This is a genomic window from Saccharospirillum alexandrii, from assembly GCF_004000275.1.
Lineage (GTDB): Bacteria > Pseudomonadota > Gammaproteobacteria > Pseudomonadales > Natronospirillaceae > Saccharospirillum > Saccharospirillum alexandrii.
In genome coordinates, this window is the sequence record NZ_RCIP01000001.1 from 1,383,018 (window position 1) to 1,400,116 (window position 17,099).

The following is a 17,099-nucleotide window of genomic DNA, read 5'->3' on the forward strand; positions in this document are numbered from 1 at the left end:
TCAGCTCAAGCTGAAGAAGGGCATCGCAAACAGGATGAACACAAGCGGCAAAATTAACAGAGCCGTTGCCACAGGTTGTTGCCGGGTTCGCCAAATGGCAAACACAATGGCCAGCGGCGGGACCAGTGTCGCTAGGCCCCAGGCGGCAGAATGACGCATGGCTTCTACAACCGTCAGGGTGTAGCCGATTAGCATTAAGCTAACGGCCAGCAAGAAGACTGTGACCATCATGACCGGTCACCCTCCTTTGTGGTTTCCAGATGCGGGCTCAGAATGCGATACAACTCGGGGCGATGCTCTGCAATCTCTTTATTACTCAGACCTTCAAGTGAATGCGGGTATTTCAGCCAGGCATCGGTCGCGTGCAGAAAATACTCTGGCTCACGCCCCACTTCGTTTCGGCTGGGTTTGTAGTAAGGTACGGCGACTCGTATGTCGGCAGGTGTATTCAACCGGGCGCGCTGTTGCAACTGATCGATTATGGCTTCAATGGACCGGCCGGTATCAAACACATCGTCGACGATCAGCAGTGAGTCTTCCCGGGTGACGTGTTTAACAAGGTAATCGAGCCCGTGCACCCGCACCGAGCGGCTTTGCTGATCGATACCGCTGTAAGATGACGTGCGAATGGCGATGTTGTCGGTCGACACGCCGTGATACTCCAGAAACTCCTGCACGGCAATGCCCATGGGCACCCCACCCCGCCAAACGGCGATCATGAAGGTGGGCCGAAAACCGGAATTGAGAATCTGCGCTCCCAGTCGAAAGGCGTCTTCTAACAGGCCCTGGGCACTGAGGTATTGTTTTTTGGCCATAAAATCATTAGCTTCACTGGATGAGTCCCTATAATCCCACCGACCCGAGCCCCCGGCAAGCCATGACCGATACGGATACCCATCGCAACAAACGTTTTCTGGATGAAGCCCAACTGATCGAAGACGCCTTTCGCCTGGGCGTTCAGGTCTATGAAAGTGGCTTTCGACCCAACTTTATCGTCGGTCTGTGGCGCGGTGGCAGCACCATCGGCATTTACGTTCAAGAATGCCTGCAAACGCTCGGCAACAAGACCGACCACATTGCGCTGCGCACGTCCTACCGGGGCATGGACCATTATTCCGATATGATCGCCTCGCCGGAAACGCACATCCGCGTGCATGGCACCCAGTACCTGCTCGATAACCTCAATGCGGATGACCGCCTGTTGATCGTCGATGACGTATTCGGCACCGGCCACAGTGTTCAGGCCGTGCTGGGCCGTCTGAACAAGCACCTGAAACGAAACATGCCCGCCGACACCCGCATCGCCACCCTCTACCAGCGCCCAGCGACGCAGCAGACCGATCGCAGACCCGATTTTTGCCTGTACGATACCGACGACTGGCTGGTATTCCCCTATGAAATGACGGGCCTGACTCGCGCCGACATTGACCAGCACAAGGGTTACCTGTCGGACATATTGGACTCGGTGGAGGGCAACTGACTCAGCCAAGTTACGGAGTTCGCGGCTAAGTTACGTTGCCAGTCGCCCGCACCGGCCACCAGGTAGGGCTATCGAGGGTCGGCGTAAACCTGTCCATGGCGGTCCGACGATTCGGGCCTGGACCGCAGGATATGAATCCCTTCCATGGGATTCACCCTTCGGGCTCGCTTCGCTCATGCTAAAACGCTCCCGGCGTTTTAGTCCTTGCTGCGGACCACCCTCGATAGCCCTACCTACATCCGGTGCTAATCCTGTGCTAGCGCACTCCGAAACTTGAGTTGAATATTTAACCAAACTGGGCCCGTTTCGCCGCCAGGGTTTCCTTCCAGTCGGTAATGGCTTCGGTTTCCGGTGGTGATTCAACGCTGAGACCCTCACGCGCCAGTACCTCACCCATGCTCATGACCTTGCCTTTATGCAGCATGGCCATACGCGCATGGCCGACCGAGTGCAGTGTTTTTCCGTGGTAGAAGCGTTGCTCAAAATAGGCGTATTTCTCATCCCAACAGCGCAATTGAACTTCCAGGGTGACCTGACTGAGCGGCGCAAACTCACGAATATAGGTCAGTTCCTGTGCATTGAGCACGGCCCGGTAACGGCCCTTAAGAAAGGCACGCCCGAGCCCGGTATCGATCAGCCATTGAATGCGGCACAGGTCGCCAAAGGAGAAGTAACGAGCCGCTGTCAGGTGAAAATTGAGATCCATATCGTGCAACCAGACCCGATACCGGTGTCGAACCGGGGCCAGGGGGTCGCCGCTGGGACGACGCATCAGCGCCCGAAGGAGTAACAGGAGAAAACGACCCACGAGATTCATTGGCAACCCTTCAACAGTGCGTTATTCAAACGATCGTTTGAAACCAGCACACATGCTGCCTGCCAGAGGCGAAAAGATCAATTGGGCTGGCCGGATTATCGCCCTTCAATGCTGCCCAGCAATGATTCAAAACGACCTTCCTGCCGTTTTTTCCGGAATTCCGACACCGACAGGTCGAGCCACTGCTGGCCGGTCAGGCCCAGCAGGATCCGATCGGTCACCGGCAGCATCTCTTCAAGATGGTGCGTGACCAGCAATACCGTGCAACCCAGCTCTGTCTGCATGTCCCGAACCCAGTCGAGCCCTTCCTGGCGCAATGCCGGATCCAGCGATGAGAAGGGCTCGTCAAGCAGCAGTACGGGCTTGCGCTGCAGAAACACCCTGGCCAGCGCCGCCCGTTGCTGCTGACCGCCACTGAGCTGGCCCGGTGTGCGGTCAAGCATTGACTGCAACTCGAAGCGACGCGCCGCTTCCTCCACCTGATGCTGCTGATCATCTGTCAGCCGCCCCGAGCGTGATAGCCCCAGCGCCAGGTTTAGCCGCACACTCAGATGATCAAACAGGTTGTGACTTTGGAACAGTATGCCAAACGGCCGTTCATGCACGGGCACCTGCATTACCGAGCGCCCTTGCCAGTTCACATCTCCCTGAGCCGTGGCTTGCAGCCCCATCAGGACGTTCAGCAAGGTCGACTTGCCGAGACCGCTGGCCCCGACAATGGCCATGAGCTCACCGGCCTTCAATTGAAACTGCCAGTGAAACGCCTGATCGCCCAGGCGAGCCGACAGGTTAGTCACGTCAAGCATGGCCTCGCCCTCTTGCCCATTCTGCCAGCCCCAGTAACAGGGCACACAGCCCCAGCAGCCCGACCATGAGCTGGGCTGCCAAAGTCATTTGATAACTGCCCATGGCTCTGAAAATCATCAGTGGCAGGGTCACAAAATCCAGTTGGCCAACCAGCGCCGCTACGCCCATGTCACCAAGGCTCAGCACCGCACTGAGCGCCAACGCCCAGGTCAGCACCGGCCACAGCACCGGCCAGTACACAAAGCGCACCGCTCCCCAGCGGGAGAGCCCGAGTACACGGGTCAGCCGCTGATACTGGTTACGCGCTGCTGCGGTACGTGCCTTGATTGGCTGTAAAATCAGTGGCATGGCCATCAGGGCATTGATCCAGATGATCAGCGGCCAGGTCGACTGGCGTGCCCAACCCAGCCGCAAGCACAGCAAAAAGAGGCCGGTGGTCAGCACCATGGCGGGCATCACCAATACCCCAAAATCAAGCCAGAGACTGCGCCGGCGTGCCGACTGAACCGAAACACAGCGACTGAGCGCCAGCAACACAGCCACCAGAGCACTGAAGCTAGCAATGCCGAGGCTGCTTACCAGCGCTTCATTCAACTGACCCGGCCACTGCCAGTTTGCTCGCAGCGCTCGCTGTATCAGCGCCAGGTAGGGCGCCAGCAAGGTCAGCAGCAAAGTGACGATAGCCACCCGCTGCAGTGCACTAGCCCGCTGCATGCCGGACCGGGCGGGCTGGGCTACGGTCTCCATTGACCAGACTTTGTTATGCCCCAGCAAGGCCATCAACCCCAGCGCCATGGCACCGTGAAACGCCGCATAGAGCGCCGCGCCACGGGCGTCGAAATCGTATTTCAGCGCCTGATACACCGCCACTTCCAGGTTGGTGTTGGCCGGGCCACCGCCCAGTGTCAGAACCACCGTAAAACTGCTGAAACACAGCAGCGCAATCAAAACAAACACGGGCCCGGTGGCGGTCTTGAGAATCGGCCATTCGATCCGGTGTAACCGTTGCAGGGTCGATAACCCGAGCACAGTCGCCAACCGGCGATGATGCAGCGGCACCTGGTTCAGCCGATCCCACAGCAACCGAACGGCAAAAGGCCAGTTCAACGCCACATGCGCCAGCAGGATACCGGGCAGGCCATACACCGTCGTTTGCAGTGGCCACCAACCCTGGCGACCGAACAGCGCGACGATGCCCAGCACCACAGCCAGAACCGGCAACACAAATGCCAGGTTCAGAAAACCAGCCAGTAACCACTGGCCACGAAAGGGTCGCTGAGCCAGAGACCAGGCAAAGGGCAAGGCAAGCACTACCGACAACAGCGCCGACAACGCGGCCTGCAGAACCGAGAATCGGATAATCTGCCACAACCAAGCGTCGAAATAGCTCGACCACCCATATCCCTGGCCCGGATGCAACGCCATGCCGACCAGAGCCAGCACCAGCGTCAGCAGCAGGGCGCCGGTTCCAAGCCGGGCCAGAACAAGTGGCAGATTCACAGCTTGGCTAACCTTACTGGCTGGCCGCCGTGCGCCATTCACGAATCCAGTTACGGCGGTTTTCGGCGACGGTTTCACTGTCGAAGTACAGAGTTTCGGGTCTGGCCATGCTGTCATAAGCTTCAGGCGTCTTTGCGCCATCCAACACTGGCCACATCCAGTTGGTGCCAGCCATCACATCCTGAGCCGGTTTGCTGATCAGAAAGGCCAGAAATTCACGCGCCCGCTCCGGCTGATCAGACGAGGCCAGCGCCGCCGCCACTTCGATCTGCGCATAGTGGCCTTCGCTGAATTCGGCCGCCTGGTACTGATCGGTGTCTTCATAGGTCATGTGGTAGGCCGGAGAGGTAGTGTAGCTGAGTACGACATCGCTCTCGCCTTCCTGAAACAGGGCATAGGCCTCACTCCAGCCCGGGGTAACCGTTACGACCCGCTGCTGCAGGGTTGCCCAGGCGTCATCGGCTTCATCGCCGAATACCGACTTCATCCACAACATCAGCCCCTGGCCCGGCGTGCTGACGCGTGGATCCTGATAAATAACACTGAGATCGGAGTCGTATACCAGCTCTTCGAGCGAGGCAGGCACGTTATCGACGCGGGTCTGGTCGTAAACAAAGGCGAAGTGACCGTAGTCGTAAGGCACGAATTCAGAGTCCTGCCAGTCGTAGGGCAAGCTCAGGTGACTGGTGTCCAGCCAGTGGGGGAGGGTCAGGGTCAGGGCGCGAGCCTCGGCTATCAGGGCGTCGTCGATGCCGAGCAGAATATCGGCCTGGCTGGATGACCCTTCAAGGCGCAGGCGGTTAAGCAGGGCCACACCGTCTTCAAGGCCAATGAACTCAACATCACAGCCGCATTCCGCTTCAAAGCCCGCTTCGATCTGGGGCCCCGGGCCCCATTCGGAAACAAAGGATTCGTAGGTATAGACTGTCAGGGGCTCGGCATGGACCGCCAGCGCCAGTGTCATCAGGGAGGCCGTAGCTACGGCAGGTTTTACAATCATCATAAGCATTCCGGTTCAATGTTAAACATCACAATGACCGGCGCATGAGCCGTGGACAAAAGCGCCAACGTGACTCATAGGGGAAAGGTTGATCGGTGCAGACCCTGCCAGAAAGCGCCCGGGTCCCACCTGTCGTCTCAACTCCCTACGCCAGCATTAACTGGTTCAGGTTCGGCGGGTGAGTCTCAGCCCTGTGGCTTGCCTGGTTCAGCAAGCACCGCAGTAGGCACCCCGGCGAGAACGCTGCGAGCGAGCAGAGAGTCATTCACCCTCTCTGTCGTGCTCTGGCGGGCACCAACAGTGCCCGACTGGCGTGCATTCTACTGAAGTCGCCAGAGAAACCCAACTTCTGACACAATGGGCATAGATAATGTCGGTATCCGCTTATGACCATTGCGCTGTTTGAAGCTCTGAACGAAGTAAAAGACACCCTGCCCGGGCCATTGAAAATAACGGCCTGGCCCGGTGGCGAATGCAACCGCCTGTTTCAGATCCAGAGTCCGTCACAGCAAGTGGCCTTGCGCCTGAATCATCCGGAGGTGCCATCGCTAGGGGTCGACCGGCGTCGTGAAATCAACATCTTGCTGAATCTAAGTAACGAGCCCTGGTCACCCAAACTCATTGCCGCATGTCCACGCTGGCAACTGTGTCACTGGGCCCCGGGTGAGGCTGCACCCAGCGGTGAGGCCGCCGACCTGGAGTCACTGACACTGGCGTTACAGCAGGTACACCATCACAGGCCTCAGGGCGAGCCGCTAAACGTGGCCTTGCAGGTCCAGCATTTGCTCACTCATGCCAAACCGCTGCCGGCGCATATCCATACGTTTCTTCTGGATCAATGCCAGGCTTATTCGTTTGTTAAACAGCCGGTACTGTGCCACCACGACTGGCACCCGGGGAATTTGCGGGTAAGCGGGCCGGAGTGGACCCTGTTGGACTGGGAATTTGCCGCAGCGGGCGACCCGGCGATGGATCTGGCAGGCGTGTGCCTGGGGTTCGACCTCTCCGAACCCCAGGCAACAGTCCTGGCCGATAACCTGGGCATCAGCGAGCCGAGGCTACGCGAAGCACAATGCCTGATGAGCGCTCTGGCCATGGTCTGGTACCGGGCCAACCCCAGACTTGCCGGGGCCGCCTCGACCAGTGCCGAACAATGGTACGAAGACTGGAGCCAGATTAGCTAGCTAACTAAGGACCTCAGCCACTGCTGCGACAAACCGGTCGATCATGTCGGCGGTTATGTCCAGATGGGTCACCAGCCGTATCTTCTGGCCGCCCGCCGTTAATATGCCCTGTTCTTTCAATGCGGCCTGCAACGCCAGCCCCTTTTCGTGCGATTTGAGCTCGATATACACCATGTTGGTGTTGACCGTCGCACTGACGATGCCCGGTAAGACACTCAGCTCAGCGTGCAACCGCTCCGCATTGGCATGGTCATCGGCCAGACGGTCGATGTGATGATCCAGGGCGTGATCGATAGCCGCCGCAACAATACCCGCCTGGCGCATGCCCCCACCGACCATCTTGCGCCAGCGTCGGGCCTGCTTGATCAGTTCGGCCGAGCCAACCAGCACCGACCCCATGGGCGCACCCAGCCCTTTCGAACAACAAATGCTGACTGAATCGGCCGATTGCGACAGCTCAGCCACCGACTGACCGCTGGCGACGGCTGCGTTGAACAAGCGGGCGCCGTCCAGATGAACGTTTAGCCCGTGCTGGTCGGCCAGTTGCCGCACTCGCCCGATAAAGTCGCGCGGCATCACCCGGCCACCGTGGGTGTTTTCCAGGGCAATCAGCCGGCTGCGCGCAAAGTGGCTGTCATCGGGCTTGATCATCTGCATCAGGGTATCCAGCGGCAGTGTGCCATCGGCTTGCACCGGCATGGGCTGGGGCTGAATGCTGCCCAGCACAGCAGCGCCACCGGCTTCGTAGTAATAGGTGTGGTAATTCTGGCCCACCAGGTACTCGTCGCCGCGCTGGCAATGGCTGAGCAACGCCACCAGATTGCTCTGAGTGCCGGTTGGCAGCAGCAGCGCGGCTTCTTTACCGGTCAGATCGGCCATGCGGGCCTCCAACCGGTTAATGCTGGGGTCGTCACCGAACACATCATCGCCGACCTCGGCGCGGGCCATGGCGTCGCGCATGGCGTCAGTCGGCCGGGTAACGGTATCGCTGCGTAAATCGATCAGCGGCTCTTGCTTTGAATGACTCATAGGATGTCCTGTCTGCGGCGTGCTTAAAACGTGTGTCTAGGGAGTCTCTGGCATTGCATTCAACCAAAAACACCCCACTTCCGTACAGTGATAATACCGTGTAACCCGCTTTTCGCTGTATTGACTACACTGCCGGGTTCACACCTTCGTTCCATAAAACCGATTTTTTAAGGGAGACCACCCGCAATGGCTAAAATTACCCTGCAAGGCAACCCGGTTAACACCGTTGGCGATCTGCCCGCTGTCGGCGCTAACGCCCCCGACTTCACACTGACCAAAACCGACCTGTCGGATCTGAAGCTCAGTGACCTGGCCGGTAAAACGGTGGTATTGAACATATTCCCCAGCGTTGACACCCCCACTTGCGCGACCTCGGTACGCAAGTTCAACGAAGCACTGAGCAATCTGGATGGCGTGGAGGTCGTTTGCGTCTCGGCCGACCTACCGTTTGCGATGCAGCGGTTTTGTGGCGCCGAAGGCCTGGAGCGCGTTACCAACGCCTCTGTCTTCCGCAGCGAATCCTTTGGTAAAGACTACGGTGTGACCATTGCAGACAGCCCGCTTAAAGGCTTGATGGCGCGTTCCGTTGTGGTCATCAAAGACGGCAAGGTGGCCCATACCGAACTGGTCGCCGAGACTGCCGATGAACCGAACTACGATGCAGCGCTGAAAGCCGTAGGCTGAACCAGGCAGTTTCCGTGCATTAAAAAAGGGCCTCAAGGCCCTTTTTTATTGAACAAAGCAAGTCTTGCAGTCACCTCAGTGGTGGTGACCACCGGCGCCATGCACGTGGCCGTGGGCTATTTCTTCAGACTCTGCGTCACGCAAGCTGACCACTTCCACATCAAAGGTCAGGGTTTTACCGGCCAGCGGATGGTTGGTGTCCACATCAATGAACTTATGCCCGACTTTAGCCACCAGCACATGGCGGGGGCCCTGCTCGGTGTTCACCTGAGCGATCATCCCCGGCTTCCATTTTTTAGCGCCCATCAGGTGCTTGGCCGGTACCCGTTGAATCGCATCCGGCTTGCGTTGGCCATAGGCCTGATCGGGTGTGAGGGTAACGCTTACCGAATCGCCCGCTTCCTTGCCTGCCAGCGCCTCGGCCAGACCGGGCAAAATGCCGCCGTGCCCGTGCAGATAAACACTGGGTTCGCCACTGCGGCTGGACTCCACCGTTTCACCGGTTTCATCACTCAGTATGTAGTGAAAGGTCACTACGGTATTCTTTTCAATGGGCATACTTCACCTGTTATCAACGTCGGGCCAGAGGAGGCATTGAACTTCCAAAGCGCGCATTATACCTGCCCTATCCGGCCATACCAGCGCTCAGATGGCACCTCTGGTTTCCCGTCGCAGCGACAACCACGAGTGCACAGCCACCGCGCCCAGAATGGCACTGCCCCCGACCAGTGTCAGCGGCGGAACCGCCTCGTTCAATACCCACAGAACCCATACCGGCCCCAGCACGGTCTCGATCAGTAAAAACAGACTGACCTCAGGGGAAGGCAAGTAGCGCGTCGCCATCATCAGCAGTACCGAGGCAACCGGCATCTGTACCAGCCCCATAACGGCAAGCCATCCGTACTGAGCTGGCTCAAGCTCCAGCGGAGACGACAGCGGCCAGGACAGAATCGCCAGCACAATACCGCTACAGGCAACGACCGGCATCTTCGGTAAATCTGGCATGCGTCTCAGCAATGTGAGCATCAGCCCCATCAGAAGTGCCAGAATAATCGCCAGTAAATCCCCCAAGCTACCGGGTTTACCCAGCGACCCTGAGAACACCACCAACACGCCAGCAACCGACACCGCAATGGCAACCCAGGTCCGCAACGCCACCCGCTCACGCAGCAGCAGCCATGAAAAGAAAGCGGCAAAAAAAGCGGAACTGCTGAGAATCACCACGGTGTTGGCCGCAGTGGTATGGCTAACACTGAAAACAAACAGCCCCGAATTAATGCCATAAAGCAGCGTGACCAGCAACGCAGCGCCACCATGTGCCCGATATAACCGCCACTGTTTACGGTTACCACTCAGCTGAATAAACGTCGTCACCGACACGCATATCAAGGTACCCCGCCAGAACGCAATGTTCATTGGTTCTGTACCGGCGAGACGCACCAGTAACGCATCGAAACTGAGCACCACCACACCCAGTGTGGCGATCCAGATTCCCTGGCGATGATCCAGTTTGGGTAGGGACATTAGGTTTCCTTTTAGAACGCTTTAGCTTTAGTCAAACGACAAGAAACGCGCAACTGGCTAGCCTTCGGTGCTGGTCATGTCACTGCAGGGGCGTCTGCAGCAAGGATGCTGCAGCCGAGTCCCCATGGATGGGTTTACGGCGACCCTGCAGGGGCATGACCAGTGCCGAGGGCGGGTTTGACCAACGATGTGACAGACGCGGTTATAGCGACTGCTACTGGGCAACGTCAAACCGCAAAGGCGGTTTCGAGCAAGGCTTGAGTGTAGGGGTTTTGAGGGGAATTAAACACCTGTTCAGCGGGGCCATGCTCAACCACCTTGCCGTCTTTCATCACCATAACCGAATGGCACAGGGCTTTGACGACTTTCAAATCGTGGCTGATAAACAGATACGACAGACCGTAATCGGCCTGCAACCGCTTGAGCAACTCGATCACCTGGAATTGCACCGTTCTGTCAAGCGCCGAGGTGGGTTCATCGAGAATGATAAACCGTGGCCGCATGATCAGTGCCCGGGCAATCGCAATGCGCTGGCGCTGACCACCGGAAAACTCATTCGGGTAGCGAAACCGCATTTCAGGGTCAAGCTCCACCGCCTTCAAGGCTTCGATCACCGCTGCATCGCGCTCTTCAGGCTCGCCGATCCTGTGGATATCCAGCCCCTCGCGAACAATCTGCTCCACCGATAACCGCGGACTCAGGCTGCCATAGGGATCCTGAAACATAATTTGCATGCGCTTGCGCACCGGGCGCAACGCCTTGCGATCCAGCCCCTGCAGCGACTGCCCTTCAAAATCCAGTACACCCGCGCTTTCTTCGAGTCGCAGTATGGCGCGGGCCAGCGTCGACTTTCCCGAACCGCTCTCACCGACAACGCCCAGTGATTCACCCTCATGCAAGGTAAAATCGATGCCATCAACCGCTTTCACATGCCCGATCGTGCGTCGCAGAATACCGCGCTGAATCGGAAACCAAACCCGAACATCACGCCCGGTCAGCAACGGTTTTTGCTCACCCTTCAGGGGCTCTGGCGGGTTGCCCGGCTCTGCGGACAACAAAGACTGAGTATAGGGATGCTGTGGCGCGTCAAACACCCGATCGGTTGGCCCGGCCTCAACTACCCGGCCCCGCTCCATGACGGCCACCTGCTGGCAAAACCGTCGCACCAGTGTCAGATCATGAGTAATGAACAGAACCGCCATACCCAATTCCCGCTGTAAATCGGCAATTAGCTCCAGAATCTGCGCTTGAATGGTCACATCGAGTGCTGTTGTGGGTTCATCGGCAATCAGCATTTCCGGCTCATTCACCAGCGCCAGGGCGATCATCACCCGCTGACGCTCTCCTCCGGATAATTGATGAGGGTAAGCCCGTAGTTTAGTCGGCGGATCTTTCAGACCAACCCGCTCCAGCATGGTCAACGCCTTGGCCGACGCCAGGCGGGCAGTGACCGGATGATGCAATTGCACCATCTCGACAATCTGTTTCTCGATGGTGTGCAGCGGGTTGAGCGACGTCATCGGTTCCTGAAAAATAACGCCGACCTTACGCCCGCGCCAGGCCTGCAGATCCCGATCTGACTTGTCGTCTATTCGCTCACCCTGCCAGCGAACTTCACCGCCCAGCCACACAAGCGGTGGGCTTGATATCAAACGCAGAATCGACATGGCGGTGACGCTTTTGCCGGAACCGCTCTCGCCCACCAAAGCTACAACGTCACCGGCATGAATATCCAGCGACACATTTTGCACCACCGGCGTTACGGCATCGCCAAAGCCAAAGCCCAGCGAGACGTCAACCAGACTGACCAGAGGTTCGGAAGTGGGTTTACTCATGCATTAATACGCCTTGCGCGGGTCAAAGGCATCACGCACGCCCTCGCCCACGAAAATCAGAGTGGTCAGCATAAAGCCGACAATGAAAAACGCGGTGAAGCCCAGCCAGGGAGCCTGAATGTTTGCCTTACCCTGCGCCAGCAACAAGCCCAGCGATGGTGAGCCGGGTGGCATACCAAAACCGAGAAAATCGAGCGATGTCAGAATGGTGATCGACCCCGAAAGCGTAAAGGGCAAAAAGGTCAGGGTGGCGACCATGGCATTTGGCAATATGTGACGGAACATCAGCCGGCTGTCACTCATGCCCATGGCCCGGGCCGATTGCACATATTCGAAGTTACGAGTTCGCAGAAACTCAGCCCGCACCACACCAACAAACCCCATCCAGCCAAACAACAAAACGACCAGAACCAGCCACCAGAAACTCGGTGTCACAATGCTCATTAGAATGATCAGAATAAACAGCGTCGGCATGCTGCCCCAGATTTCCATGAAACGTTGCATGAACAAATCCAGCTTGCCACCGTAAAACCCCTGCACAGCCCCAGCAGCCACGCCAATAATGGCGGAGATAATCGTGGTCAGAAACCCGAACAACACTGAGAGCCGAAAGCCATACAGCACGTTCGCCAGAACATCCCGACCCTTGTCGTCGGTACCGAGCCAATTTTCGGTGGTCGGCGGGCTTGGCGCCGGGCTCGGCAAATCGTAGTTGATGGTGTTGTAGGCATAGGGAATCGGTGGCCAGAGAATCCAGCCACTGGATTCGATCAGCTCTTGCAAATAAGGGTCGCGGTAGTCGGCCATCAGGTCGAAATCGCCCCCAAAGTCGAGCTCGGTGTAATCCTGAACCAGCGGAAAATAAGGTTTGCCCTCGTACCAGATCAGCAAAGGCTCTTCGTTGGCGACCAATTCCGACACGAGCGACAATGCGAATACAATCGTAAAAATCCACAGACTCCACCAGGCCCGGCGGTTGGCCTTGAATCGTAACCAGCGAGCCCGGTTGACCGGTGATAAAAATGGTGTGTTAGAACGAGCCATCAACGCGCCTCGAAATCAATGCGCGGATCGATCAGGGTGTACATCAGATCGCTGATAATGCCCATGATTAACCCCATTAACGTAAACACATAGAGCGTTGAAAACATGACTGGGTAATCCCGTTGCAGCGTGGATTCAAAACCCAGTAAGCCCAAGCCGTCGAGCGAAAAAATCGTTTCGATCAACAACGAGCTGCTGAACAGAATACCCAGAAAGGCCGCCGGGAAACCGGCAATAATAATCAGCATGCCATTGCGGAATACATGGCCGTAAAGAATCCGCCGCTCGGTACAACCCTTGGCACGAGCCGTCATCACATACTGCTTGTGGATTTCATCCAGAAACGAATTCTTGGTCAGCATGGTCAGACTGGCAAAACCGCCGATCACCATCGCCAGCACTGGCAGGGCCATGTGCCAGAAATAATCCAGAATCTTGCCACCGAGGCTCAGTTCATCCCAATTGGTTGAAACCAGACCCCGCAGCGGGAACCAGTCAAAATAACTGCCGCCGGAAAACAGAATAATCAGCAGGATGGCGAACAGAAAAGAAGGAATGGCATTAGCGGCAAAAATAACGCCCGAGGTCCAGACATCAAATCGGGTGCTGTGTTTAATGGCCTTGCGAATACCGAGTGGTATCGACACCAGATAGACAATCAGTGTTGTCCATAACCCCAGGGAAATCGACACAGGCAGCCGTTCGACAATCAGTTCCACCACCGAACCACCCCGAAACAGGCTGTCGCCAAAGTCGAATCTCAGGTATTCCCAAAGCATGGTGAAGTAACGTTCGTGCAGGGGTTTATCGAACCCGAAGCGGGCTTCAATGGCGGCGATGTCTTCCTCGGTCAGGCCACGTGCACCGCGATAGCTGGACTCCCCCGAGCGGTTATCGCTGCCGGACTCGCGTTCGGAAGACGACGGTGACTGCAATACCTCAGTTTGGTTGTTGCCTGTCATTCGGTCCAGCATGGAGGCGGTGTTGCCCTCCATGTTGGCGATCATCTGATCCACCGGGCCGCCCGGGGCGACCTGGATGATCACGAAGTTGATGGTGACAATGGCCCAGAGCGTAGGAATAACCAGCAACAGGCGCCGTATCAGATAGGCCGTCATGCCCTACCCCTCAGCGAGCATTGCGGTCGGGTAAGGTCGCAGCGGCCTCAGTATCCAGCCACCAGGTTGACGCACCCAGCGCATAACGGGGCCGTGTTTCCGGTCGGGCAAACTTGTTCCAGTAGGCCACCCGGTAGGCACCAATATGCCATTGCGGGATCACGTAATAATGCCACAGCAACACCCGGTCCAGCGCGCGGCCGTAGGCCAGCAGTTCCTCGTCGTTTTGCTGATTGTCGCGAATGCCTTCGACCAGCGTATCGATGACCGGATTCTGCAAGCCGATGGAATTATAAGTGGAATCCAGGTAACTACTGTGGAACTGAAGCATCAGGCTCGTGCTGGCCGGATAGGTTCCTCCGCCCAGGGTACTCACCAGCATGTCGTAGTCCCGTTCGCGCATCCGGTTGGTGTACTGGGTGACATCCACGGTGCGAATATCCATGGTGATGCCGGCCCGGGCGAGGTTCTCACGAAACGGAATGGCGATACGCTCAAACGATGGTGAGTACAGCAGCATTTCAAACGATAGCGGTTCGCCGGTTTCATTATTCACCATTACGCCATTGCGGCTGACATACCCGGCTTCGCGTAACAAGGTAACCGCCTGTCGCAATTGTGGACGAATGTTACCGCTGCCGTCGCTCGAGAAGTTTTCATACACTTCCGAGAAGACTTCTGCAGGCAATTCATCCCGGAACTCTTCCAATATCTCCAGTTCACGGCCTTGCGGCAGGCTATCCGCCATGTACTCGGTATTCTGGAAGTAGCTTTGTGTCCGGTTGTAGGCACCGTAAAACAGATTTTCGTTGGTCCATTCGAAATCAAACAGCATGTTGATGGCCATGCGCACCCGACGATCCTGAAACTGGGGGTTCTCGATATTGAATACAAAGGACTGCATGGCATGAGGCAGTTCGTTCGGAATTTCTTCCTTGATGATGTAACCGGCGTCGAAGTTATCCCCGGTATAAGCCGTGGCCCAGTCTTTGGCGACGTTTTCCTGACGGAAGTCGTACTCGCCCTTCTTGAAGGCTTCGAGCAACACGGTATCGTCCAGATAATAGTCATACCGTTCAAAATCAAAATTCAACTGCCCAACCCAGGCCGGATGGTCCTTGGCCCAGTAATCATCGAGGCGCTCGTACACCACGAATTGACCCATACTGTAGTCCGAAATCGTGTAAGCCCCACTACCCAGAGGCACTTCGTCGAAAGGCTCTGAAAAGTCCAGATCTGCAAACTCATGCTCCGGAAACACCGGTAACGTCGCCAGACCAACCAGCAGACTCTTGTCGGGCTTTTCAAGATCAAAGCGCACCCTACCACTATCCAGTGCTTCAACCGTCACACCTTCATAATTGGTCTTAAACTGAGGAACGCCGTCTTCCATAAACAGATTAAAGGTAAAGGCGACATCGGAAGCCTTGATGGGTTCACCATCCTGAAATGTAGCCTCCGGGTTCAGGTGAAATATGATCCAGCTGTTATCGGCGGCGTACTCAACTTGCTCGGCAATCAGGCCATAGTAAACGCCCACTTCATCGCTGTTGCTGATCATTAATGGGTCAAACAAGTAATTCCTGATACCTGCTGGTGTAGTGCCACGCTGGGCAAACCGATTGAAGTTATCGAAGGTCCCGCGCACCCCGTAGGTGACATACCCCTGACGGGGAGCATCCGGGTTCACATAGTCCCAGTGGGGGTAATCGGCCGGGTATTGCGGCTCGCCGCGTTCGGCAATGGCATGGGAAACGATGACATCCTCGGCCAGGGCCGCGGCCGACACACTCAAGCCCAACAGCAGACTCAACAAGACTCTCATAGCGATACTCTCCAGGTTCCCAACCCGTAAGGTTCAAGCCTTACGAGGCAGTACTCTTATGCCAACCGGCAACGCCGGTAATACTGATACGCCACCGGCGCCGGGCCGGTTTCGTTTGCATACGTCAAGATCCCTGCTCTGTGGCAACAGTGTCCTTTGGCTGTACCTGCCGCTGGGACCGGGGAACGGTCGACAAGCGGCCTATAAAGAAGGTACAGGTCGCCCAAAACCCCACCAACATCCCTTTCAGGGCCAGAGGCTCAACTATCAGGATCGAACTGGTAAAGGTTATCGCCACCACGATCAGCGCAACCCGCTTGGAGCGTTTCTCAATATACCGCTCCCGCTGCCAGTTTTCGATCAGAGGTCCAAACAGCTTAGTGGATAACAGCCAGCGGTGGAAGCGGGGCGAAGAGCGGTCGAAACAGGCCGCAGCCAGCAGCAGAAACGGCGTCGTTGGCAACACCGGCAACACCACCCCGATAGCGCCCAAGACCACACAACCCCAGCCAACACTAAACAACAGCCAGCGCAGGACAAGCCGGTGCATCAGGCTGACTCCTGCATTCGCTGGACCCTTAAACTTGCCGAAGCCATCCCATTTGCGGCTTTCATGACGCCTTCCCAATATCGGATTCATTGGAAAGCACGATAGCAGAGACCGGTGACTGGCGGTATTCCCAAACCCTGCCGGGAAGCCTCTATACAACGCTAACACACTGATTTTGATAATTTTTTCAGGAAAAGTGTTGCATTGGTCAATTCCAATGGTAATATGCGCCCCGCTTTCGACGGAAACGGCCAGACGAGGCTGCTTAAAACCAGTACCGTCCTATCGAGAGTTTGTGTGTCCCGTTCGTCTAGTGGCCTAGGACACCGCCCTTTCACGGCGGTAACAGGGGTTCGAGTCCCCTACGGGATACCATCTATTTTCTGTTTTGAGAGCACTGGTGCTCTTGAGACAAAAAAGCGCGGGAATAGCTCAGTGGTAGAGCACAACCTTGCCAAGGTTGGGGTCGCGAGTTCGAATCTCGTTTCCCGCTCCAAATCTTAGATGAAGCAGCCCAAGGGCTGCTTTTTCTGTTTATGGGAACCGAGATTACATCTCGTTGTGATCCATCACCTCCCTGTGATGTCCCCCTGCGGGCGCTAACGCGTCGTTAAACGCTCCCGGCGTTTAATCCCGCTCCAAATTAAAGTGAAAGCAGCCAAATGGCTGCTTTCACTGTTTATGGGGAACCGAGATTGCATC

17 protein-coding genes and 2 tRNA genes are annotated in these 17,099 nt (G+C 56.8%); 5 read left to right on the top strand and 14 right to left on the bottom strand.

The features are described 5' to 3' along the window. Together EP166_RS06200 and EP166_RS06205 are read right to left on the bottom strand one after the other, a co-directional pair. Positions 1 to 231, bottom strand: coding sequence for a hypothetical protein (locus EP166_RS06200; RefSeq protein ID WP_127555896.1), 231 nt, complete (start codon positions 229 to 231; stop codon positions 1 to 3). Beyond that, positions 228 to 815: a phosphoribosyltransferase gene (locus EP166_RS06205; RefSeq protein ID WP_127555897.1), complete on the bottom strand. Its 588-nt coding sequence runs from the start codon at positions 813 to 815 to the stop codon at positions 228 to 230. Before EP166_RS06205 ends, EP166_RS06200 begins: the two co-directional genes overlap by 4 nt. 20 nt (positions 816 to 835) lie before the next feature. On the opposite strand from EP166_RS06205, the gene EP166_RS06210 reads away from it, so the two are divergent. After that, on the top strand, positions 836 to 1,480 hold the full coding sequence (locus tag EP166_RS06210; protein ID WP_246026223.1) for a phosphoribosyltransferase: 645 nt from the start codon (positions 836 to 838) through the stop codon (positions 1,478 to 1,480). A 286-nt stretch (positions 1,481 to 1,766) separates the two neighbouring features. Here EP166_RS06210 and EP166_RS06215 read toward each other — a convergent pair whose 3' ends face one another. The 4 genes from EP166_RS06215 to thiB form a co-directional block, all read right to left on the bottom strand. After that, on the bottom strand, positions 1,767 to 2,297 hold the full coding sequence (locus tag EP166_RS06215) for a thioesterase family protein (RefSeq protein WP_127555898.1): 531 nt from the start codon (positions 2,295 to 2,297) through the stop codon (positions 1,767 to 1,769). Positions 2,298 to 2,392: 95 nt separating this feature from the next. Then, entirely contained in the window at positions 2,393 to 3,103 is a 711-nt protein-coding gene (locus tag EP166_RS06220; protein ID WP_127555899.1) for a thiamine ABC transporter ATP-binding protein, read from the bottom strand. Continuing rightward, complete coding sequence (locus tag EP166_RS06225; RefSeq protein ID WP_164743836.1) at positions 3,096 to 4,604, bottom strand: ABC transporter permease subunit; 1,509 nt, start codon at positions 4,602 to 4,604, stop codon at positions 3,096 to 3,098. The genes EP166_RS06220 and EP166_RS06225 overlap by 8 nt, the downstream gene beginning before the upstream one ends. Positions 4,605 to 4,617: 13 nt before the next feature. Further along, the gene (gene thiB / locus EP166_RS06230; RefSeq protein ID WP_127555901.1) at positions 4,618 to 5,607 is read right to left on the bottom strand and encodes a thiamine ABC transporter substrate binding subunit; all 990 of its coding nucleotides are present in this window, start codon (positions 5,605 to 5,607) and stop codon (positions 4,618 to 4,620) included. 383 nt (positions 5,608 to 5,990) lie between these two features. Between thiB and EP166_RS06235 the strand changes: the two genes are divergently transcribed. Then, positions 5,991 to 6,788 (top strand): phosphotransferase, encoded by a 798-nt coding sequence (locus EP166_RS06235; protein WP_127555902.1) that lies wholly within the window; start codon positions 5,991 to 5,993, stop codon positions 6,786 to 6,788. On the opposite strand, the gene ltaE is transcribed toward EP166_RS06235, so the two are convergent. Then, positions 6,789 to 7,793: a low-specificity L-threonine aldolase gene (gene ltaE, locus EP166_RS06240; RefSeq protein ID WP_127556264.1), complete on the bottom strand. Its 1,005-nt coding sequence runs from the start codon at positions 7,791 to 7,793 to the stop codon at positions 6,789 to 6,791. It abuts the gene before it with no gap. Between the two features lie 210 nt (positions 7,794 to 8,003). On the opposite strand from ltaE, the gene tpx reads away from it, so the two are divergent. Further along, positions 8,004 to 8,501, top strand: coding sequence for a thiol peroxidase (gene tpx / locus EP166_RS06245; protein ID WP_127555903.1), 498 nt, complete (start codon positions 8,004 to 8,006; stop codon positions 8,499 to 8,501). 75 nt (positions 8,502 to 8,576) lie between these two features. On the opposite strand, the gene EP166_RS06250 is transcribed toward tpx, so the two are convergent. The 7 genes from EP166_RS06250 to EP166_RS06280 all read right to left on the bottom strand — a co-directional run bounded on the left by EP166_RS06250 (position 8,577) and on the right by EP166_RS06280 (position 16,397). Beyond that, on the bottom strand, positions 8,577 to 9,059 hold the full coding sequence (locus tag EP166_RS06250) for an FKBP-type peptidyl-prolyl cis-trans isomerase (protein WP_127555904.1): 483 nt from the start codon (positions 9,057 to 9,059) through the stop codon (positions 8,577 to 8,579). An 87-nt stretch (positions 9,060 to 9,146) separates the two neighbouring features. Then, a complete protein-coding gene (locus EP166_RS06255; RefSeq protein ID WP_127555905.1) occupies positions 9,147 to 10,025 on the bottom strand; it encodes a DMT family transporter in 879 nt (292 codons plus the stop codon). Positions 10,026 to 10,252: 227 nt separating this feature from the next. Continuing rightward, positions 10,253 to 11,860 carry an ABC transporter ATP-binding protein gene (locus EP166_RS06260; RefSeq protein WP_127555906.1) on the bottom strand — a complete coding sequence of 536 codons (1,608 nt, stop codon included), beginning with the start codon at positions 11,858 to 11,860 and terminating at the stop codon, positions 10,253 to 10,255. A 3-nt stretch (positions 11,861 to 11,863) separates the two neighbouring features. After that, positions 11,864 to 12,904, bottom strand: coding sequence for an ABC transporter permease (locus tag EP166_RS06265; protein WP_127555907.1), 1,041 nt, complete (start codon positions 12,902 to 12,904; stop codon positions 11,864 to 11,866). After that, a complete protein-coding gene (locus tag EP166_RS06270) occupies positions 12,904 to 14,022 on the bottom strand; it encodes a microcin C ABC transporter permease YejB (RefSeq protein ID WP_127555908.1) in 1,119 nt (372 codons plus the stop codon). The genes EP166_RS06265 and EP166_RS06270 overlap by 1 nt, the downstream gene beginning before the upstream one ends. Before the next feature lie 10 nt (positions 14,023 to 14,032). Next, a complete protein-coding gene (locus EP166_RS06275) occupies positions 14,033 to 15,847 on the bottom strand; it encodes an extracellular solute-binding protein (RefSeq protein ID WP_127555909.1) in 1,815 nt (604 codons plus the stop codon). Between the two features lie 124 nt (positions 15,848 to 15,971). Beyond that, a complete protein-coding gene (locus tag EP166_RS06280; protein ID WP_164743837.1) occupies positions 15,972 to 16,397 on the bottom strand; it encodes a YbaN family protein in 426 nt (141 codons plus the stop codon). A 299-nt stretch (positions 16,398 to 16,696) separates the two neighbouring features. On the opposite strand from EP166_RS06280, the gene EP166_RS06285 reads away from it, so the two are divergent. Together EP166_RS06285 and EP166_RS06290 are read left to right on the top strand one after the other, a co-directional pair. After that, positions 16,697 to 16,772: transfer RNA gene (locus EP166_RS06285), tRNA-Glu, on the top strand. 46 nt (positions 16,773 to 16,818) lie between these two features. Beyond that, a tRNA-Gly gene (locus EP166_RS06290) sits at positions 16,819 to 16,893 on the top strand. Positions 16,894 to 17,099: the final 206 nt, after the last annotated feature.